Source organism: Bradyrhizobium sp. CAR08 (assembly GCF_052871955.1).
The window spans coordinates 187,378-207,368 of record NZ_JBIXJX010000001.1; the positions used below are offsets into that span (position 1 = coordinate 187,378).

General features: G+C 64.9%; 22 protein-coding genes and 1 riboswitch. Of the genes, 7 read left to right on the forward strand and 15 right to left on the reverse strand.

Annotated features, from left to right (window positions below):
• Positions 1-139: 139 nt before the first annotated feature.
• The 5 genes from ACIPUD_RS00860 to ACIPUD_RS00880 form a co-directional block, all read right to left on the reverse strand.
• Positions 140-748: a thiamine phosphate synthase gene (locus tag ACIPUD_RS00860; RefSeq protein ID WP_085361445.1), complete on the reverse strand. Its 609-nt coding sequence runs from the start codon at positions 746-748 to the stop codon at positions 140-142.
• Positions 735-1,517 (reverse strand): thiazole synthase, encoded by a 783-nt coding sequence (locus ACIPUD_RS00865; RefSeq protein WP_085361444.1) that lies wholly within the window; start codon positions 1,515-1,517, stop codon positions 735-737. Before ACIPUD_RS00865 ends, ACIPUD_RS00860 begins: the two co-directional genes overlap by 14 nt.
• Before the next feature lie 172 nt (positions 1,518-1,689).
• Complete coding sequence (gene thiS / locus ACIPUD_RS00870; protein WP_085361443.1) at positions 1,690-1,887, reverse strand: sulfur carrier protein ThiS; 198 nt, start codon at positions 1,885-1,887, stop codon at positions 1,690-1,692.
• Positions 1,878-2,903 carry an FAD-dependent oxidoreductase gene (locus ACIPUD_RS00875; RefSeq protein ID WP_085361442.1) on the reverse strand — a complete coding sequence of 342 codons (1,026 nt, stop codon included), beginning with the start codon at positions 2,901-2,903 and terminating at the stop codon, positions 1,878-1,880. Before ACIPUD_RS00875 ends, thiS begins: the two co-directional genes overlap by 10 nt.
• Positions 2,891-3,019: riboswitch (TPP riboswitch) on the reverse strand. (Overlaps the previous gene by 13 nt.)
• 52 nt (positions 3,020-3,071) lie before the next feature.
• The gene (locus ACIPUD_RS00880) at positions 3,072-3,620 is read right to left on the reverse strand and encodes a lytic transglycosylase domain-containing protein (protein WP_162496550.1); all 549 of its coding nucleotides are present in this window, start codon (positions 3,618-3,620) and stop codon (positions 3,072-3,074) included.
• A 235-nt stretch (positions 3,621-3,855) separates the two neighbouring features.
• On the opposite strand from ACIPUD_RS00880, the gene ACIPUD_RS00885 reads away from it, so the two are divergent.
• Positions 3,856-4,056 carry a hypothetical protein gene (locus tag ACIPUD_RS00885; protein ID WP_446479995.1) on the forward strand — a complete coding sequence of 67 codons (201 nt, stop codon included), beginning with the start codon at positions 3,856-3,858 and terminating at the stop codon, positions 4,054-4,056.
• 372 nt (positions 4,057-4,428) lie between these two features.
• Entirely contained in the window at positions 4,429-4,974 is a 546-nt protein-coding gene (locus ACIPUD_RS00890) for a PRC-barrel domain-containing protein (protein ID WP_018454160.1), read from the forward strand.
• A 101-nt stretch (positions 4,975-5,075) separates the two neighbouring features.
• Here the strand turns inward: ACIPUD_RS00890 and ACIPUD_RS00895 are convergent, their stop codons facing one another.
• From ACIPUD_RS00895 to ACIPUD_RS00930, 8 genes are all read right to left on the reverse strand, one after another.
• The gene (locus ACIPUD_RS00895) at positions 5,076-6,287 is read right to left on the reverse strand and encodes an ABC transporter substrate-binding protein (protein ID WP_018454161.1); all 1,212 of its coding nucleotides are present in this window, start codon (positions 6,285-6,287) and stop codon (positions 5,076-5,078) included.
• A gap of 157 nt (positions 6,288-6,444) precedes the next feature.
• Positions 6,445-7,275 carry an ABC transporter permease gene (locus ACIPUD_RS00900; protein ID WP_162496385.1) on the reverse strand — a complete coding sequence of 277 codons (831 nt, stop codon included), beginning with the start codon at positions 7,273-7,275 and terminating at the stop codon, positions 6,445-6,447.
• The gene (locus ACIPUD_RS00905; RefSeq protein ID WP_446479996.1) at positions 7,272-8,534 is read right to left on the reverse strand and encodes an ABC transporter permease; all 1,263 of its coding nucleotides are present in this window, start codon (positions 8,532-8,534) and stop codon (positions 7,272-7,274) included. The genes ACIPUD_RS00900 and ACIPUD_RS00905 overlap by 4 nt, the downstream gene beginning before the upstream one ends.
• Before the next feature lie 33 nt (positions 8,535-8,567).
• Positions 8,568-9,617: an ABC transporter substrate-binding protein gene (locus ACIPUD_RS00910; RefSeq protein WP_085361438.1), complete on the reverse strand. Its 1,050-nt coding sequence runs from the start codon at positions 9,615-9,617 to the stop codon at positions 8,568-8,570.
• An 80-nt stretch (positions 9,618-9,697) separates the two neighbouring features.
• Positions 9,698-10,837 (reverse strand): ABC transporter ATP-binding protein, encoded by a 1,140-nt coding sequence (locus tag ACIPUD_RS00915; RefSeq protein ID WP_085361437.1) that lies wholly within the window; start codon positions 10,835-10,837, stop codon positions 9,698-9,700.
• A gap of 135 nt (positions 10,838-10,972) precedes the next feature.
• Positions 10,973-12,541, reverse strand: coding sequence for a DUF4403 family protein (locus ACIPUD_RS00920; RefSeq protein ID WP_085361436.1), 1,569 nt, complete (start codon positions 12,539-12,541; stop codon positions 10,973-10,975).
• A 138-nt stretch (positions 12,542-12,679) separates the two neighbouring features.
• Positions 12,680-13,318 carry a Vgb family protein gene (locus ACIPUD_RS00925; RefSeq protein WP_085361435.1) on the reverse strand — a complete coding sequence of 213 codons (639 nt, stop codon included), beginning with the start codon at positions 13,316-13,318 and terminating at the stop codon, positions 12,680-12,682.
• Positions 13,319-13,348: 30 nt separating this feature from the next.
• Positions 13,349-14,569, reverse strand: coding sequence for a helix-turn-helix domain-containing protein (locus ACIPUD_RS00930; RefSeq protein ID WP_085361434.1), 1,221 nt, complete (start codon positions 14,567-14,569; stop codon positions 13,349-13,351).
• Between the two features lie 147 nt (positions 14,570-14,716).
• Between ACIPUD_RS00930 and ACIPUD_RS00935 the strand changes: the two genes are divergently transcribed.
• Positions 14,717-15,511, forward strand: coding sequence for a DUF899 domain-containing protein (locus ACIPUD_RS00935; RefSeq protein WP_085361433.1), 795 nt, complete (start codon positions 14,717-14,719; stop codon positions 15,509-15,511).
• Positions 15,504-15,797: a hypothetical protein gene (locus ACIPUD_RS00940; RefSeq protein ID WP_085361432.1), complete on the forward strand. Its 294-nt coding sequence runs from the start codon at positions 15,504-15,506 to the stop codon at positions 15,795-15,797. The genes ACIPUD_RS00935 and ACIPUD_RS00940 overlap by 8 nt, the downstream gene beginning before the upstream one ends.
• On the opposite strand, the gene ACIPUD_RS00945 is transcribed toward ACIPUD_RS00940, so the two are convergent.
• Positions 15,773-16,183, reverse strand: coding sequence for a c-type cytochrome (locus ACIPUD_RS00945; RefSeq protein ID WP_162496551.1), 411 nt, complete (start codon positions 16,181-16,183; stop codon positions 15,773-15,775). The two genes, ACIPUD_RS00940 and ACIPUD_RS00945, sit on opposite strands and share 25 nt — an antisense overlap.
• A 113-nt stretch (positions 16,184-16,296) precedes the next feature.
• Positions 16,297-17,004 carry a L,D-transpeptidase gene (locus ACIPUD_RS00950; RefSeq protein ID WP_085361430.1) on the reverse strand — a complete coding sequence of 236 codons (708 nt, stop codon included), beginning with the start codon at positions 17,002-17,004 and terminating at the stop codon, positions 16,297-16,299.
• Positions 17,005-17,277: 273 nt separating this feature from the next.
• Between ACIPUD_RS00950 and ACIPUD_RS00955 the strand changes: the two genes are divergently transcribed.
• The 3 genes from ACIPUD_RS00955 (at position 17,278) to ACIPUD_RS00965 (ending at position 19,834) form a co-directional block, all read left to right on the forward strand.
• Positions 17,278-18,330, forward strand: coding sequence for a glycosyltransferase family 4 protein (locus ACIPUD_RS00955; RefSeq protein ID WP_018454173.1), 1,053 nt, complete (start codon positions 17,278-17,280; stop codon positions 18,328-18,330).
• Positions 18,331-18,360: 30 nt separating this feature from the next.
• The gene (locus ACIPUD_RS00960; protein WP_085349115.1) at positions 18,361-19,050 is read left to right on the forward strand and encodes a class I SAM-dependent methyltransferase; all 690 of its coding nucleotides are present in this window, start codon (positions 18,361-18,363) and stop codon (positions 19,048-19,050) included.
• A 124-nt stretch (positions 19,051-19,174) separates the two neighbouring features.
• On the forward strand, positions 19,175-19,834 hold the full coding sequence (locus ACIPUD_RS00965; protein WP_085349114.1) for a hypothetical protein: 660 nt from the start codon (positions 19,175-19,177) through the stop codon (positions 19,832-19,834).
• Positions 19,835-19,991: the final 157 nt, after the last annotated feature.

The window sequence follows — 19,991 nt, forward strand, 5'->3', positions numbered from 1 at the left end:
CCTAGTGCGCAATTGCGCACGGGAGCGGGGATCCAGTACTCCGAGACGGTGCGGCTCAAGCCGAGAAGCCGCGGCGTACTGGATCGCCCGGTCGAGCCGGGCGATGACGGTGGCGTGCGGGGTGAGAGAGTGAGGCGCATCACGCCGCCTCCGCGGACAGGCCGAGCCATTGCCGCACCCGCGCATCCGGGTCGGCATTCTGGGTGACGTCGCTGACGACGGCGATGGAATCCGCGCCCGCGGCAAAGATCTCCGCGGCGTGCTCGAACTTGATGCCGCCGATCGCGACCAGCGGGATATTGCCGATGCGCTTCTTCCATTCCGTGATCTTCGGAATGCCCTGCGGCTCGAAGCGCATCGACTTCAAGGTGGTGAAGAAGATCGGGCCCAGCGCAACATAATCGGGCTCGGCGGCGAGCGCGGTGTCCAGCTCACCCTCGTCATGGGTGGAAACGCCGAGCGACAGCCCGGCCTCGCGGATGGCAGCGAGGTCAGCGTCGGCCAAATCCTCCTGGCCGAGATGCAGATATTTCGCCCCGGCGACGATCGCGGCACGCCAATAGTCGTTGACGACGAGCTTGGCTTGCGTGTCCGCGGTGATCGCCAGCGCATCGGTGACCATCTGCAGCGATTGCGAATCGTCGAGATCTTTCGCGCGCAGCTGGATGGTGCCGACGCCGAGCCTGGTCAGGCGCTCGACCCAGGCGAGGCTGTCGACGACGGGATAAAAGCGATCAGGATACGGCATGCCAAAATGGTGTCCCAACGACAGGGGTGGAGGGGGAAGCGAAATCGCGGGCGTTCATCAGCCCGGCCTCAAATGCGGTGCGGCCGGCCTCGATCCCGAGGCGGAAGGCATTGGCCATAGCAACGGGATCGGCGGCTTTTGCGATGGCGGTGTTGAGCAGCACGGCGTCGTAGCCGAGCTCGAGCGCCTGCGCCGCATGCGACGGCGCGCCGATGCCGGCGTCGACCACTAGCGTGATGTCAGGCAGCCGCTCGCGCATCAGCTTGAGCGCGTCGCGGTTGGTGATGCCTTTTGCGCTGCCGATCGGCGCGGCCCAGGGCATCACCACCTTGCAGCCGGCATCGACCAGGCGGTTCGCGACCGAGAGATCCTCGGTGCAATAGGGGAACACCTCAAAGCCGTCCTTGATCAGGAGGCTTGCGGCTTCGACAAGCCCGACCACATCGGGCTGCAGCGTGTCGTTGTCGGCGATGACTTCGAGCTTGATCCAGGATGTGCCAAACAATTCGCGTGCGAGCTTGGCGGTGGTCACTGCCTCGCGCACGCTGCGGCAGCCGGCGGTGTTCGGCAGCACGGTGACGTCGAGCTCGCGGATCAGATTCCAGAACGCATCGCCGGTCTTGCCGCCGGCGGATTCGCGCCGCAGCGACACCGTGACGATGTTCGAGCCCGAGGCGCGGATCGCCGCCTGCATGATCGCAGGCGAGGGATAGAGCGCGCTGCCGATGAGGAGGCGGGAGGGGAAGGTCTTGCCGTAGAAGGTCACCATGGGGAAGGTGTCTCCTCAATTGACGCTGTCATCCCCGCGAAGGCGGGGATCCAGTATTCCAGAGGCCGTGCGATGATACGGAGGCGCCGCGGCGTACTGGATCGCCCGGTCGAGCCGGGCGATGACAGCGGAGTGTGTGGCGCGCGCCAAGGCGATAAATGGAGAGCCATCTTCACCCTCCCTGCCGCGGCGTGATGATCTCGATCTCGTCGCCGGGCTTCAGCGCCGTCTCGGCCCAGCGGCTCTTCGGCACGACGTCGTAGTTGAGCGCGATCGCGAAATGGGTGCCTTCGTAGTCGAGCTCGCTGAGCAGCGCGTCGACGCTGGCCGAATTCACGTCGCGTTGCTCGCCGTTCACGATCACGCGCATTGCATCACCTCATTGTCGATCTGGCCGCGCTCGACAAAGCTCAGCGTCAGCTCGGCCAGCGCCGGGGCGATCAAGAAGCCGTGTCGGTAGAGGCCGTTCACGCTGATCGTGCCGTCACGGATGCCGATGCGCGGCAAATTGTCGGGAAAAGCGGGGCGCAGGCCGGAGCCGAATTCGACGATGCGGGCCTCGCCGAAGGCGGGATGCACGGCATAGGCCGCACCCAACAGCTCCAGCGCGGAACGCACGCTGACGCCGGTGTCCTCGGCCTCGATCGAGGTCGCGCCCAGCATGAACAGATTGTCCTCGCGCGGGATCACATAGAGCGGCCAGCGCGGATGGATCAGCCGCACCGGGCGCGCGAGCTGCACCTCGGCGGTTTCGATCAGGATCATCTCGCCCTTGACGCCGCGCAAGCCGGGCTGCTCGTCGCGCGCAGAAAGGCCGCGGCAGTCGATCACGATGCCTTTAGGATCAAGTTTTGCGAGTTCGGCCGCGGCGACGTCGCTTTCGAATTTGATGGTGCCGCCGGCGGCGCGGATGCGCTCGTGCAGTTTCGGCAGCACGCGGCGCGGCTCGACATGACCCTCGGTCGGGAAGAACAACGCGTCGCGGAAGCGGCCTTCGAGCGACGGCTCGAGCTCGGCAAGGCCGGCGGCATCGAGCCGGCGATGGCCTTCGGTCATCCGGGCAAAACGCTCGAAGTCGTTGCGCTCGCGCGGGTGGGCGACGACCAGCGAGCCGTTGAAAGGCGTGTCGGGCAGCTCGCGCCGCCAGATGTCGAGCGAGCGCAGGCCGAGGCGGCTGATGATGGGTTCGGAAACCTCCGCCTCGCAATAGGGCGCGAGCATGCCGCCGGCCCAATGGCTGGTGGCGTCGGTCATGTCGGCGTCACCGCGCTCGTGCAGGGTGACGGCGTGGCCGGCCTGCGCGAACAGCAAGGCCTGCCAGGCGCCCGCAATGCCTGCGCCGATGATGGATACCGGGGAATCCGGTCGCTTGGTCGTCTGCAACATCCCTGTCCCTTCGCCGGCATGACCCGGATCAGGTTCAAAGGGTCACCGCGGTCCTGGGCGGATTTGCCCATTTAGCGGTATCTCAGCTCCTCCTCGGAGCACCCCTCGGAACGGCTCTAATGTATGCCAGTGGGACAGGCTGGTCAACGCGCTTGGCGGGAACCGGGCTTACCTGGGCGCCTGTGCCCGGGCGTTGCGGACGCGCTGGGCGAGCTTGCGGTGCGGCGCGGCGCCGAATATCGGCTGCGGATTGCCGTTCGGCTCGAGCCAAGGGGCGCCAATATTGGCCTCGCTCGTATTGGCGACCTGCACGGCCTCCTGCCGCTGCCGCTTTGCGGCGTAGTAATAGCCGCCGGCGAAATAACGCACGGCGCGGGCGTGATCGCCATTGGCGGCGTGATAGGCGCCGGCGAGATATTTCACGGCATAGGTGAGGTTGGTATTGGGATCGCGCAGGCCGGCGGCGTCGCCGGTGTAGCCGACCCCGCGCGCGGTCGCGAGCTTGATCTGCATCAGCCCGATGGTGCCGCCATGGCCGACCAGGCCGGGCTGATAGCGGCTTTCGCGCATGATGACGCGATGCACCAGCGCCTCCGGCACGCCGTTGGCGCGGGCATGGGCCGCGACCATCTCGGCGTACTCCGCTTGGCCCGCGAATGCGGCCTGTGGCAACGTCAGTCCGGCCGCGAGCAGCGCGGCGACATGTAAAATTTTCATCAAATGTTCCTCGGCACCGCTCACCTGCGCCCGCTCGCGTTAGGCCCCGCGAACGCGGCGATGATGTGGCGAAACGCCTCCGATTACGTTTTTGCAGCGCAGAGCCGTCATTCGGACGCAAGGCCGGCGTAGGGCTTGTCATGCAGACGAAGCCGTCATTCGCGACAGCGGGCCTGTCTATTCGCGTGCGGGCCCGAAAGCGAGTAAGAGAGCGGCGCAAATCGGGAGAGGTGCCATGACAAAGGCACACATCGGCGACATTCCCAGGCAAAATCCCTGTGCGCAATGCGGCGCGCCGATCCCCCAACCTGATTGGATCGAGGCGGGCGACGGACGCATCTCCTATCTTTGGACATGCCGTGCTTGCAATTATCGCTTCGAGGCGGTTGCGATTTTTGATGAGGGAGCCGTCGCGCACCCGCCGCTTGCGGCCTGAGGTTTAGTCTTCGGGCATGATCTTTTCGGAAAACCGCTGCACACTTTGCGCTGGCGCGGCCCTTCGGGTCCGGATCATGGCTTAAGCCGCAAGCTGCGGCTGCTGCCGTACCGGCAATTGCATCCGCACGATCAGCCCATCCGGCTCCCGGTCGTGCAGCGACAGCTCGCCGCCGTGGGCGATCGCGATCGCGCGCGCCGCATGAATTTATCGACGAAATCGTGCGCTGCGAAATGTTCCTGAGTGACTTAGGAACAATTGAACGCAGCCCAGATGCTCGCGCAGCACGCGACGAAATTGCAGCACGCGCGGAACTGGGACTGATCCGAGCTGTTTTCTCCGCACAAGTTTTCTGCTGAAGGAGAGGACAATATGTTGATGAAATCGATCGCGGCCGGTCTTGCCGGTACCGCACTGCTCGCAACCGTTGCGTTCGCGCAAAATCCGACCGCCACCACCGACAAGGCGCCGGCTGCCGCGGCGACGACGACGACCACGACCGCGTCGGGACAGTGGCGTACGTCCAAGATGGACGGCATCAAGGTCTATAACGACGCCAATGAGAACATCGGCTCGATCAACGATCTGCTGATGGACAAGAGCGGTAACATCAAGATCGCCGTGATCGGCGTCGGCGGCTTCCTCGGCCTGGGCGAGCATCTGGTTGCGGTGCCCTTTGAGAAGCTGAAATTCGTCAACGAGGCGGTTGCCTACACCGGCGCTGCCGGGAACAACCCGAACAGCGCAGCCAACCGGCCCGCGGCGACTACCACGACGGGTGCCGCGACCGGCACCGACAACAAGCCCGCGACGACGACGACGGCCACGTCCGCGTCGAAATGGTATCCGGACCACGCCGTGTTCAATGCGAGCAAGGACGAGCTGAAGAACATGCCCGAGTTCAAATACTCGGAGTAACGCGGCTCTGAACGGCTAAACGAAGCGCGCCCGGTTTTTGCCGGGCGCGCTGTCGTGCTCTTCCCAACCTCTCCCCGCAAGCGGGAAGAGGGAGAAGAACTTCAGTGCGTCACCAGCGGGCAGCCGCCCTTGTCGAGCGGACGGAAGGCCTCGTCGCCGGGCACGGTGGCGATCAGCTTGTAGAGGTCCCACTCGCCCTTGGAGTCCTCGGGCTTCTTGACCTCGAACAGATACATGTCGTGGACCATGCGGCCGTCGATGCGGATCTTGCCGTTCTTGGCGAAGAAGTCGTTGACCGGTGTCTTGCGCATCTGCTCCATCACCTTCGGTGCCTCGTCGGTCTTGATGGCGTCGATCGCCTTCAGGTAATGCATGGTCGCGGAATAGAGCCCCGCCTGGATCATGGTCGGCATGTGACCGACCTTCTCGTTGAAGCGCTTGGAGAAGGCGCGCGTCTCCTCGTTGGTGTCCCAGTAGAACGCGTCGGTGATGATCAGGCCTTGCGTCGACTTGATGCCGAGCGAATGAACGTCGGTGATCTCCATGAGCAAGGCGATCATCTTCTGGCCGCCCTCCGTCAGGCCGAACTCGGCCGCCTGTTTCAGCGCATTGGTGGTGTCGCCGCCGGCATTGGCCAGTGCGACCACCTTGGCCTTGGAGGCCTGGGCCTGGAGCAGGAAGGAGGAGAAGTCCGACGAGTTGAGCGGATGGCGGACCTCGCCGAGCACCTTGCCGCCGCTCTCCTTGACGACGTTGGCGGCGTCGCGCTGCAGCGCCATGCCGAAGGCGTAGTCGGCGGTGACGAAGAACCAGGTGTCCTCGCCGCGCTTGACCATCGCCTTGCCGGCGACGTTCGACAGCGCATAGGTGTCGTAGGTCCAGTGCACCGTGTTGGGCGAGCAGGCGACGCCCGTGATATCGGATGAGCCGCCGCCGGAATTGATGTGGATCTTGTTCTTCTCGCGCGTCAACGCCGAGATCGGCAGCGCCACCGACGAGGTCGGCACGTCGAAGATCGCGTCGACCTTGTCGTTGTCGTACCAGTTGCGGGCGATGTTGACGCCGACGTCGGGCTTGTTCTGGTGATCGGCGGAGACCACCTGCACGGGCTTGCCCGCGACTTTGGCACCGTAATCGGCGACCGCCATCTCCACGGCGGCGAGCGAGCCCTTGCCGGTCGCGTCCGCATAGAGGCTCGACATGTCCGTGAGCACGCCGATCTTGACGACGTCGTCGGAAATCTGCGCCTGGGCGGCGCCTGACGTGGCGGCGAGCGCGAGACCGGCCGCGATCGCGGCGATGAGCTTTTGCATTTTGTTTCTCCCTCAGCGTTGTTGTTTGGGTTTTGTTGCGGGGACCGTTCTAACGACAATCGGTCCCCGGAGCAAAGCCCGGGAATGCGCGAGGAGGGTTGAGAAATAAGCAGGGCGCGGCAGTGTTTTCACCCTCTCCCCGGGAGAAGGAAGAAGCTCACGCGCTGCTGCCCTTGAGCCGTTCGTTGCGCCGGCGCAGGCCTTCCAGGGTGGCGAGCAGGATGACCGAGACCGTCGTCAGGATCACCGCCGCCGCCGTGATGGTCGGGCTGATGTTCTCGCGGATGCCGCTGAACATCTCGCGCGGTAGGGTGCGCTGCTCGGGACCTGCCATGAACAGCACGATCACCACCTCATCGAAGCTGGTCGCGAAGGCGAACAGGGCCCCCGATGCCACGCCGGGCAGGATCAGCGGCAGGATCACGCGGCGGAAGGCGTCAAGCGGCGAGGCACCGAGCGAGGCGGCAGCGCGGGCCAGATTGGTGTCGAAGCTCTGCAGCGTCGCGCCGACCGTGATGACGACGAAGGGCGTCGCCAGAGCGGTGTGGGCCAGGATCAGGCCGAGATAGCTGCCAGTCAATCCGATCGGCGCGAAGAAGAAATAGAGACCGACCGCAGTGATGACGCCGGGCACGACGACCGGCGACAGCACGAAAGCCAGCACGAGCGGCTTGAACCGGCTCTTCCACTGCGCCAGCCCCAACGCCGCCAGCGTGCCGAGCACCATCGACAGCAGGGTCGAGGCGACACCGATGATCATGCTGTTCTTCAGCGAATTCATCCAGCGCGGCGAATTGATGAAGTCGTCGTACCAGCGCAGCGAGAGGCCCGGCAGCGGATAGGTGAGGTACGAGCCCGAGCTGAACGACAGCGGCATGATCGCAAGGATCGGCGCGATCAGGAAGATGAACACCAGCGTGGAGATCACAACGGTCGCGGTCCACGCGATACGTTGGCTCGGGGTGCGGATGGAGGAATTGTCGCTCAATTCTTCATCCCTCCCGTGACCTGCTGTCCCTGCATCAGCTTTCCGTAGACGAGCGCGAGCAGAATAGTGGCGAGCAGCAGCACCGCACCCAGTGCCGAAGCAAGGCCCCAATTGGCCGTCTCGGTCGTGTAGAGCGCGATGAAGTAGCTGATCATCTGATCGGCGGCGCCCCCGACGAGTGCTGGCGTGATGTAATAGCCGAGCGCCAGGATGAAGACGAGCAGGCTTCCCGCGCCGATGCCCGGCAGCGTCTGAGGCAGGTAGATCCGCAGGAAGGCGGTGAGCGGTGGTGCACCGAGCGAGGCGGCGGCACGCATGTAAGCCGGCGAGATCGCCTTCATGCTGCTGTACAGCGGCAGGATCATGAACGGCAGGAGAACGTGGGTCATGGCCACGCAGACACCAAAGCGGTTGTAGATCAGGCGCAACGGCTCGTCGATGATGCCAAGCCAGAGCAGGCTGTCGTTCACGACGCCTTTGCTCTGCAACAGAACGATCCAGGCGCAGGTGCGGACCAGCAGCGACGTCCAGAACGGCAGCAGGACGAAGATCATCAGCAAATTCGACCGGCCGGGCGGCAGCGCGGCCAGCAAGTAGGCGACCGGAAAGCCAAGGATCAGGCACAGCACCGTGACACTGAGGCTGATGAGGAAGGTGCGGACGAAAACGTCGCGGTAGATGGCCTGATCGGGCGGAGCTGCGACAATCGCGCCGTCCACGTTCCGCGTCAGATCGAGCGCCGACAAAAGATAGAAGCCGGTCATGGGACCACTGGCGTCCTTGATCGTGGTCCAGGTGGCGCGTTCGCGCCAGGCCGGGTTGATCTTGCCCAGCGTCTCCCTGGCCGTGCCGGGCTCGGGCGCAGTCTTCAGATTGCGTGCGGTGCTGGTCAGGATCGTGCGGAAGCCGTTCAGTGCGTAGTTGAGCCGCTTGGCCGCAAGCGCAATGGTGCCGGAATCGCGCGCCGCCATGATGTCGCCCGCCAGCGCCGCGTAGGCCTTTTCGTTCGGCAGATCCCTGCCGTCCCAACTGGCGAGAGCCGCGATGGTCTGAGGCAGAACCAGACGCACCTCGCGGTCATCGACGGCACGCCACAGCATGCCGGCGATGGGCCCAGCGAAGGTGAAGAGCAGGAAGACGAGAAGCGGCAGAACCAGCGCCAATGCTTTGACCTGGCGTGCTCGCTCCGCCCGCCGCAATCGGCGCTTGAGCGGCACCTCGGTCGGGCCATGGGCGCCGGTCAAGAGCGCATCCGTCATTGGTCTAACCTTGGGTCGAGCTTTGTGGGGACGCTATTTCGCGGCCCATTTGTTGAAGCGCTCGGTCAGGCGGTCGATGTTCTCGAGCCAGAAGGCAACATTGATCTCGACCGCATTCTTGATGTTGTCAGGCGCTGTCGGCAGGTCCTTCAGAACAGCAGGCGCGAGCAGGGCGGCTGCGTCCTTGTTCGAGGTGCCATAAGCAATGTTCTCCGACAGTTTCGACTGGTTCTCAGCCTTGCCGACGAAGTCCAGGAACTTGTAGGCCGCGTCCTTGTTCGGGCTGCCTTTCAGGATCACCCAAGTGTCGAGGGTGAAGAGCGCTCCGTCCCAGACCATGCCAAAATTCTTCTTCTCGTTCTTGTTCGCGGTGTCGATGCGGCCATTGTAGACCGAGGTCATTGCCACCTCGCCGGAGGCGAGCAATTGCGGCGGCTGAGCGCCGGCCTTCCACCAGACGATGTCGCCCTTGATGGTGTCCAGCTTCTTGAACGCGCGCTCGACGCCCTCGTCGGTCGCCAGCACCTTGTAGACGTCCTTTGGCGCGACGCCGTCGGCCATGAGGGCGATCTCCAGCGTGGTCTTCGGCCCCTGACGCAGGGCACGCTTGCCCGGGATCTTCTTGGTGTCGAAGAAGTCGGCCCAGCCCTTCGGGGCCTCCTTCAACTTGTCCTTGTCGTAGCCGAGAACGAAATCGTAGAGGATGGCGCCGACGCCGCAAGGATTGACCGACGGTGGGATATAGGCGGCCTCGCCGCCGATCTTCGAATAGTCGAGCTTTTCGAACAGGCCTTCCTCGCAGCCAACCGCCAGCTCGTCGCTCTCGACCTGGACGACGTCCCAGGTGGCGGCACCACCCTGCACCTTGGCGCGCAACACGCCGACGCCGCCGTCCCAGGACTCGTCATTCAAGGGAACACCGGTCGCTTTCTTGAACGGCTCGAAATAGACCTTCTTCTGGGCATCCTGATAGGCGCCGCCCCACGACACAACGGTGAGGTCACGCGCCTGCGCGACCGTGGCCAGCGTCGCGCTGGCAGTGAATGCCGCGGCGAAACCCAGAATAATCTTGCGCTTCAGCATGGTCTTTGTTCCTTCTTCACGTGACGTTGAGCTTGGTCGGTGCAGGTCCGCCCACCTTGGAGCGATGCTGCATGGTCGGATCAGACGGGATCGAGGGCCAGGCAGTCCTCCGGGCGGAAGGTGATGAACACGTCATCGCCAGGTCTCAGGCTGCCAGCTGTAAGGCTGCCAGCTCTCAGGCTGTCATGTGTCCCCGGCTGAAGCTTGACCATGAACTCCTTGTTGTCGGCGACGTCGAGCACGGCCAGCGCGTGGTCGCCGAGATAGATGGTGTTCTGCACCTTGGCCGGCAGTCGGTTCGGTTCGTCGCTGGAGATGCCATCCGGGATAATGGCGATCCGCTCCGGCCGCACCGACAGCGAGGTCGATGCGCCCGCGCCTGATACGTTGACGGCTCGTGCGGTCACGGCGCCGCCGCCAGCCAGCGCAACTCGGCAATATTCTTTCTCGACCGTCTCGACGGTGCCGGCCAGCACATTGTTCTCGCCGATGAAATGGGCGACGAAGCTGTTCACCGGATGCTCATACAGCGCGGCGGGCCTGTCGATCTGCTGCACGATGCCGTCGTTGAATACGGCGATGCGATCCGACATGGTAAGCGCTTCACTTTGATCGTGGGTGACGTAGACGACGGTGATGCCCATCGTCTCGTGCAGTTGCTTGATCTCCAGTTGCATCTGCTCCCGCAGGCGCTTGTCCAGGGCGCCCAGCGGCTCGTCCATCAGCACGAGTTGCGGATTGAAAACAAGGGCGCGGGCCAGTGCCACGCGCTGCTGTTGACCGCCGGACAGCTGCCCGGGCCGCCGCTGCGCCAGAGTTTCCATCTTGATCATGCGCAATGCCGCTTTGACACGATCCTGCGCTTCGGCCTTGTTCGTGTTGCGAACGGAGAGCGGGAAGGCGATATTCTCCGCAATCGTCAGGTGCGGAAACAGGGCATAGTTCTGGAACACCATGCCGATGTCGCGCTTGTGTGCCGGCACGTTCTTGATCGGTCGGTCCGCGAGGAAGATCTCGCCGTGGGTCGGAACCTCGAAACCCGCCAGCATCATCAGGGTGGTCGTCTTGCCCGAGCCCGACGGACCAAGCAGGGTGACGAACTCGCCCTTCCTGATGTCGAGATCGAGGTTTTTCACCACGAGGTGCTCGCCATCATAGGTCTTCTGAATGCCGGAAAAGCGCACCAGCGCCGGCGCAGGCGTAACCATGCCGGCTTCCATGTCATCCTCGCGTTGTCAGCCACAGTGCTGTCAGCACCCCGTCCCCGGGGTGCGAGGAACAGCTTAGCATCGTCCGACCAGATTGCCAGCGGCGCAAGCGACTGCGCGCACGGACCCGTCGGGAAAAGGCGCGCGCTACATCCCCGACAGCTTCGTCACGGATACATTCAGCGAGCCCCCGGCTTCCGCGATCACGCGCAGCGTCTTGGAGTCGAAGGCGATGTCGGCGAGGCTCAGGCTGTCGATCTTCGCCTCGACCTTGATGCCATCCTCGTTCTTCTGATAGTCGGCGATCGCGGCGGCGATCTTCTCGCGTGCGTTGGCGGCAATCGGCTTCAGATCGACCGTCGCTTTCTGCACCAGCGCCTGCTGCATCTGCGGCACCACCGCGCGCGCCGCGGCACCCAGCAGGCCGAAGGCCGCCTCGGATTCCACGGCGAGCTGGATGTCGGCGAGCCGCAGCGTCTGCTGCGCCTGGTCGAGCATCGGCCGGCCCCAGATGTGCACGGTCGCTTCGGCGCCGAGACCAAGCCAGCTCTTCTTCTCCTTGGCGCGCACCAGCAGCGAGATCAGGAGGCGCTCGCCCGACGGGATCACGTTGACGCTCTTGACGGTGACATCGACCGGGCCGGAGCCGTCCTCGGGATAGGTGTGGCCGACCATCTGCGCCGCGATGAGCTTGTTGATCTCGGTGAAGGGCACGTCGATCGGCACGCCAATGTTCACACCGGTGCCGGTCGGCGGCACGATCGAGATCTTGTCGGGGAACGGGCAGTCGGGCTTGGTCGGCGTCGAGATCACGCGCGTCTCGAGCTCGAGGCCAAGCAGCAGCGTCACGTTCTGTGCGTCGACGCGCGGCTGTGCCGCGATGGCGCGGGTCGGCTTCATCTCGAGCCAAAGCGGCGGCAGCGCGGCGGAAGACCCCGAGCCTTGCAGCGGGATCGAGCGGCAGGCCTTGGCCCATTGCAGCTTCGCGTTGTCCCGCAAGGTCGGATCGTTGCGCATGCGTTCGGAAACGGCGTTGATCTGTTCGCCAACGGTCTTGTCGATCAGCGGCTTCACCTGCGCAGGCACGTTGACCTTGGCGCCCGAAATGTTGAGGTTTGTATCGCCAAGATTGACCTGGGCGCCGAGATTGGGCTCGAGATGCCAGTTGGCGGCAAGCTTCGGCCGCGAGGTAACGACGACGTTGCCCTTGATCTCGGCGCTGGCGTTCAAATTCTTGATGTTGACCGCGCCGATCTGTTTCGCGGCATTGCCGCCGAGCACGCTGCCGAGCGCCTCGCCGAGCGCGCCGGTGGCTTTCGACGACAGCGAGCCCGTCACGTTCAGCTTGCCCGTGAGCGGCGTCGAGATCGTCAGCACGTCCTTGTCGCCGGCAGTCGCCATCGGTCCGCGTACCGCCGACCAGCCGATGTCGGCGTTCTCCAGGATTTGCGAAATCGGGTTCTCGGCCTTGCCGGCGAAATTGCGCGGAGCGGCCTTCTCGGCCTGCTCGCGGATCGCCGACAGCGCGATGGCGACCGGCGCCACCACGATCGAGCTCTTCGAGACTGGCGGCAGCGGCGGCAATTGCGCGACCGGCGGCGCGGAATTCGTTGCCCGCGGCGACAGCCAGTCCATCGCCTTCAGGCTGATGAAAAACGACGCCGAGAGCACCGCGACGGCGATCAGGACAGTTTTTAAGTTCAGCGTCAGTCGCATCAATCCCCCAGGCCGCCCCGGGGCAGAAGTCTACAGGGCAGGCAAGGAGGGCGCTAGAGCCCACCGATGGGGTGGAATTGGGGCAAACATATTAACGGCCGCGAACGCACCGTTGCCGCGCATGCGTCATGGCACACCCTAGCTGCGCCTCGGACGGCGCACCGCCCTCACATTGCCGCGATCTCCGCCACCGCAGAAGAAACGGTCGCCGCCATCGGACTCCAATCCTGACACCATCGTCCCGGCGGGCAGGTCGAGCTGCTCCAGCACCTTGCCCGTCTCGGGGTCGATCCGCCTGATGTCGCTGTCCTCGCCTTCCCAGGTGCCGTGCCAGAGCTCGCCGTCGACCCAGGTCACGCCGGTGACGAAGCGCTTGCTTTCGATGGTGCGGAGAATTTTTCCCGTCTGGGGATCGACCTGATGGATCTTGCGCTCCCGATACTGTCCGACCCAGAGCGAGCCCTCGGCCCAGGCCAGTCCGGAATCGCCACCGCCGCCGGGTGCCGGGATGGTGGCGAGCACCTTGCCGGTCACAGCGTCGATCTTCTGGATGCGGTCCTCGGCGATCTGGAACAGGTGGCGGCCGTCGAACGCCGTTCCCGCATGCGCGGCGACATCGATGGAGCGGGTGATGTTGCCGTCGGCCGGGTCGACCGCGTTCAATCTGTCGCCGGATGCGAACCACATAAGGCTGCCGTCATAGGTGACGCCGTGCACGGCTTCGACGCCTGCATAGGGCCCGTATTCCCTGACGATCTCGGCGGCTGAACGTTTCATCTGCTCGGTCCCTGCGGTGTGAATCCCACTTTACGTCTTCATGAGCGGTCCGGGGAGTAACAAGCCTGTCGGGAAACCCGGCACGGGCGGCGTCATCCAGCGCCGCGCCCGTCCGTGTCCGAAGGACTGCACCTTGTTCGATCGCGCCAGCTCTTCGAGGGCCCGTTGCACGGTGCGCGCGCTCGTTCCCAGCGCCAGCGCGAGCGCCGAACTCGACCAGGGCTCGCCATCAGAGAGGAAGGCGAGCACATTGGCGTGCTTCTCCTCGACGGGCCGTGCGAGGACGAGAACCTGCCGCGTGTTGCGCGGCGTCAGCGCAAAACCTTGCCTGGTCGCGCTGACGTCGGCCAGAGGCTTGAGCTTGGTGCGGAGCCGCCCGATTTCGACGCGCAGCCGGGCGCGATGCGATTCATCGACGTGCCTTGCCTGAAACGCTCCCGTGATCAACGCTTCCCGCGAGACATCGGCCGGCCAGGCCTGCGCCAGGATGCGCGCGAGCGCGAACAGCACCGGCCGCGTTCCGAGCGGCACGAGGATGCCTCGCCTGCGAACCGCGTGATGGAACGTGTCCACCACGAGCGCCTCCGATGTCACGAGGTCCTCGACCTCCTCGAGCAGTAGCGGCCGTTCGTGCCCGCGCGTGATCAAGCGCGCTGCGGGCGTGTCGAGCACGCGGCTCGTGCCTTCGACCTCCGCCGCAAGCGCGGGAATGCCGGCCTGTCGTGCTGCGCTCGCCGCGCGCCCGAGCGCCGCGCGCGCGTCTTTCGTTCGGAGCCGCCGGATGGCGATGCCGGCAATCACGAGCTCGCGGGCGACCTGCGCAGCCCGGGGCAGCGGTGTGGTCTTGATCTCGGCCAGCGTGCGCTCGGCCTCGTCGAGGCGTCCGAGAAGGAGAAGTCTGCGCGCCTCGATGTGACCCGCATGGGCCGCGTTGGCGAGGTCACCGTGGCTTGCGAGCGTCGCCCGCGCGGCCACGAGCGTGTTGGCCGGCCAATTCAGGTCGCGCGAGACGAGTGCGATCTCGGCCTCCGCGACGACGCATCTTGCCCGCGCGACCGCCTCTTTCGGGCCGAAGGCGCGTGCGGCACTGCGCAGCAACGTCTTCGCCTTGGCGAGATCGCCGAGTTGCGCCATCGCGATGCCGCGCAGCGCCAGCGAAGGTGCATCGTTGCGCAGCGCAACGCGGTTCAGCGCGCCGAGCGGATCGCCGGCTTGGAGCGCGCGCGCCGCGGCCGTGATCAGCGACTCCATTCAAATCCCGCCACACTTGTTACTCCCACCACGCAACCGTCCGGTGCGAGAGATCGTTGACGGCCGACAATGTGCGGCGAGGGACGAGCGGTTCCGCATCTCACACAGCGAGATACGGAACGGCCGCCCGGGAAAAGTTGGAGAGCCATGATGACATCAGCTGACAACGCAGGAAACAACGGACAAGCCGCCATGCAAACACCGCCGGTGGTGTCGCCGCAGGACTGGGAGGCCGCCCGTCAGCAACTGCTCGTGAAGGAAAAGGCGCATACCCGTGCCCGCGACGCCCTGGCCGCCGAGCGCCGGCGCATGCCTTGGATGGAAGTGACCAAAACCTATGCGTTCGAGGGGCCTGGCGGCAAGGTCAGTCTGCACGACCTGTTCCAGGGCCGGCGGCAGCTGATCGTCTACCGTGCGTTCTTCGAGCCGGGCGTGTTCGGCTGGCCGGATCATGCCTGCCGCGGCTGCTCCATGGTGGCCGACCAGGTCGCGCATGTCGCGCACCTCAATGCCCGCGACACCACGCTGGTGTTCGCCTCGCGCGCACCGCAGGCCGATATCAGCAGGCTGAAGCAGCGGATGGGCTGGACCATGCCATGGGTCACCGTCACCGACAGTTTCGATGCGGATTTCGGCGTCGACGAGTGGCACGGGACCAACGTGTTCTTCCGCGACGGCGACCGGATCTTCCGCACCTATTTCGTCAAGAGCCGGGGCGACGAGCAGATGGGCGGCACCTGGAATTACCTCGACATCACGCCGCTGGGACGGCAGGAGGTCTGGGAGGATTCGCCGAAAGGCTATCCGCAGACGCCGACCTACAAATGGTGGAACTGGCACGACAGCTACACCGAAGGTGCGGCGCCCGACAAGAAATGGGTCGAGATCTTGACCGCGGGCGAGAAGGCTTTTCGCGAGGAGGCGGCTGAAGGACGTGACTAGTCCCGTCAGCGCAATGGCCGGCGCGAGCCGCAACGGTGTGGTGGCCGCGCGCCACCTCGCCAGATGGTTGGGGCTGGCGGCGACGCCGACCTTCGCGATCATGGCCGTGCTGACGGCCATGCTTGATGGCCCGGCGGACATGCTGTGTGGCTCCGGACATGGGGCGATGCTCGGCGGGATGGTGCCGATGTATCTGCTGATGAGCGCGTTTCATTCGGCGGCGTGGCTGAGGCTGATCGCAGAGCGGCGGGGCCGGTGGCCCTACTGCGAAGCCGCCTGCAAATAGGCAACGATCTTGCCCGCTTCCTCCGCCGAGACGCCGCCATAGGGCTGCATCTTGTTGCCGGAGACGACCTCGTCCGGCTTGAGCATGAAGCGGGTGAGTTTGTCCTGGTCCCAGACGAAGCCGGCTTCCTTCATCGACGAAGAATAGTTGTAGTTCGGCAGCGCGCCGGCCTTGCGTCCGACGATTTTGTTGAGGTTGGGGCCCAGACGATTGTCGCCCTCTTTCACCGAGTGGCAGGTTCGGCAGGAATTGTTGAAGGCCTGCTGGGCTGCGTCGTCACTCCCCGGCGGCTGTGCGCGCGAGGTGGGCGCGTTCAGCAGCAGTGCCACCGCGGCAGCGATCGAGCGCAGGCATTTGCCTTGCGGCGTTTGCGGACGTGATTGCATTCGCGCCTCCATCGGGGATCGCGCCGCAGCACGCGCGCGCATCGGTATGCCGAGGGCCAACGAAAACGGCCCCGGTGAGTTCCGGGGCCGTTTGCGTCACAATGTCCTGTCGCTTACCGCGTCGCGGCGCCGAGGTCGGCGCGGCGCTCCGTCATCGGCAGCACGATCACCTTGGTGCCGACGTTGACGCGGGAGTACAGGTCCGCAACATCGTCATTGGTCAGGCGGATGCAGCCGGAGGAGACGTGCTTGCCGATGGTGTCGGGTGCGTTGGTGCCGTGGATGCGGTAGATGGTGCCGCCGAGATACATGGCGCGGGCGCCGAGCGGATTGCCGGGACCGCCGGCCACGTGGCGCGGCAGATAGGGTTGGCGGGCGATCATCTCCGGCGGCGGGGTCCAATCCGGCCACTCCGCCTTCTTGGTCACCGACTGGGTGCCGGACCAGGTGAAACCGTCGCGGCCGACGCCGATGCCGTAGCGCATCGCCTGGCCATTGCCGAGCACGAGATAGAGATAGGTGTTGGGCGTATCGATGATGATGGTGCCCGGCGCCTCACGCGTCGCATAGGAGACGGTCTGGCGGCGGAAGCGGGCCGGCGTTTCGACCGCGTCCTGCTCCTCGGACGGCGCGGCCTGATAGGGCGTCGCTTGATAAGGCTGGTACGGCTGCGGCGCTGCGATCGGCGGCAGCGGCCGGAAGAAGGGGAAGAGCTGCACAGGCGCGGCCTTGGCCGGGCCGGCAAACGCGATCGCGGTGACAGCCACTGCGCCAAACGCAACGGCGCGCGAATAAGTCTTCAACGTCTCCAGATTCATCATCGGTCGCCCCTGTTTGCGCGGTGTTTCTTGGTCACCCGGCACCGTTGCGGTGCTCTGTTGCCTAGATCACTAACGGCAAGAAGTTTCGGGACGTTTGCGCGGAAAACCGAAAACGGTTTCGTGGCGGAAAGGATTGTTTCATGACGGTTTCGTGGCTGCGCGGACCCGTTAACGAACAAAACAGCGGGCCGACACTTCCATGACGTCACACGCCTGAAATATCCGTGGTTGATGGTCCTAAGCCGAGAATCATAAAAATCTCGGGATTTCCCCATGCGGGTATTAATCGCGACTGACGCCTGGCATCCGCAGGTCAACGGTGTGGTGCGGACGCTGACCTCGCTGGCTGGCGCGGCCAAGGCATTGGATGTCGAGATCGACTTCCTGACGCCGGACGGCTTTCGGTCATGGCCGTTGCCGACCTATCCAGGGCTGCGCATTGCGCTGCCGAGCGGCAGGGAGATTGGGCGGCGGATCGAGAGGGCGGCGCCGGAGGCGCTGCACATCGCGACCGAAGGGCCGATCGGCTGGGCGGCGCGGGCTTATTGCCGTCGCAACCGGCTCGCCTTCACCACCTCCTACACCACGCGCTTTCCCGAATACGTCTCGGTGCGAACCGGCATCCCCGCGAGCGTCGGCTACGCCGTGCTGCGCCACTTCCACGATGCCGCCGCGATGACGATGGTCGCGACGCCCTCGCTGCGGCAGGAGCTGTCCGAGCGCGGTTTCAAGCGGCTCGGCTTCTGGACCCGCGGCGTCAACACCGAGCTGTTTCATCCGGACTCTCCAGCCAAGCTCGATCTGCCCGGGCCGATCTTCATGACGATGGGCCGCGTGGCGGTGGAGAAGAACCTCGAGGCTTTCCTCTCGCTCGACCTGCCCGGCACCAAGGTCGTCATCGGCGACGGTCCGCAGAAGGCCGGCCTTGAAAAGAAATATCCCGACGTGGTCTTCCTCGGCGAGAAGAAGGGCGCTGACCTCACCGCGCACCTCGCCGCCGCTGACGTGTTCGTGTTTCCGAGCCTGACCGACACGTTCGGCGTGGTGCAGCTCGAAGCGCTCGCCTGCGGCACGCCGGTTGCGGCGTTCCCGGTGACGGGTCCGAAGGATGTCATCGCAGATCACCCGATCGGCGCGATCGACCACGATTTGCGCGCCGCGTGCCTGCGCGCACTGACCATGTCGCGCGAGACCTGCCGCAACTTCGCGCTGGAGCGCTCCTGGGAAAACAGCGCGCGCCAATTCGTCGGCAACCTCACTTCACTTCAGCCCAGCCGTGCCTTGCGCGCCTCGCCTCGCATGGCGCGGCGGCCGGTGCGCGGCTGATCCCGTTCGACCACAGCGAGAACCTCATCGATGGCTAAGATCATGAACCTTGACGGCACCCAGCAGCTCGACCTCACCCGTGGCACGGTCGAGCAGGCCTATGATCGTTGGGCACCGGTCTACGACCTCGTGTTCGGAGGCGTGTTCGCAAAAGGCCGGCAGGCCGCGATCGCGGCCACCAACAAGATCGGCGGCCGGGTGCTCGAGGTCGGCGTCGGCACCGGCATCTCGCTGCCGCTCTACGCGCCGCATCTGCGCATCTTCGGCACCGACATCTCGGAGGCGATGCTCGACAAGGCGCGCCAGCGCGTCGTCGAGGGCGGCCTAGAGAACGTCGAAGGCCTCGCGGTGATGGATGCCGAGAAGCTCGAATTCCCCGACAACTCCTTCGACGTCGTGATGGCGCAATACGTCGTCACCGCCGTGCCGAATCCGGAAGTCGCGCTTGACGAATTCGCCCGCGTGCTGCGCCCGGGCGGGGAGCTGATCATCCTCACCCGCGTCAGCGCCGATACCGGCATGCGCCGCTTCATCGAGCAGAAGCTGCAGCCGGTGGTACGTCCGCTCGGTTTCCGCACCGCCGAGTTCGCCTGGTCGCGTTATGCCAAATGGCTGGCCGGTGCCGACGGCATCGAGCTCGCCGAGCGCCGCCTGATCCCGCCGCTCGGTCATTTCTCGCTGGTGCGATTCCGCAAGATCGACGTCGCCAAGGCGGCTTGATCCAAGCTCACGTAACCCGTGCGTCATCGCGCCGCTGCGCATCGTCACATGACAAAATGATGATGTCACACGGCCTACATCGAATCCCTGTAAATCCTGAACCCGAAAGCATTTGGGGGAGAGCATGATCAAGAACTATCTCGAGCAGCTGCGGATCCAGCGCTGGGACGACCATCGCTACTATCACCACAGCCGCATCAATCAGAGCCTGCACTTTGTCAGCGCGCTGAGCTTCCTGTTCGCCTATGTCTGGCTGTTCGTCGACCCCATGGTCTCCGCGCTGGTGGGCTGGCTGGTCTCGATGACCTCGCGCCAGGCCGGCCACTTCTTCTTCGAGCCGCATGGCTACGACCAGATCAACCAGGCGACGCACGAGCACAAGGAAGAGATCAAGGTCGGCTACAACCTTCGGCGCAAGGTGGTGCTGATGTCGATCTGGGCGCTGTCGCCGGTGGTGCTGTTGGTCGATCCGACTCTGTTCGGACTGTTCACGCCTTGGGCGGGCGCGACCGACTTCATGCGGCAAGTGGCCAAGATCTGGCTCGTCGTCGGCGGCGGCGGTCTCATGTTCCGCACGGTGCACCTGTTCTTCATCCGCGACGTCGAGACCGGTCTCGTCTGGATGACGAAGATCCTGACCGACCCCTTCCACGATTTGATGCTCTACCGCAACGCGCCGCTGGCGCTGATGCGTGGCGAGCTGATGGATCCCGGCCTGCATCTCAAGCCCGAGCACACGCTGGGCCTCATCGGTGAGCCCACGCTCGAAGAGCAGCACGCCTGAGCGCGCCGTTCTCACCAAGGCCTCCGATGTCTGATGGTTGCGTCATGCCCGGGCTCGTCCCGCCTGCGCGGCCGAAGCCGCTTCGGCGAGGCGAAGGCCCGGGCATCCACGTCTTGGAGGTCTCGCGCGGAGACGCGTGGATGGCCGGGCATAGGCG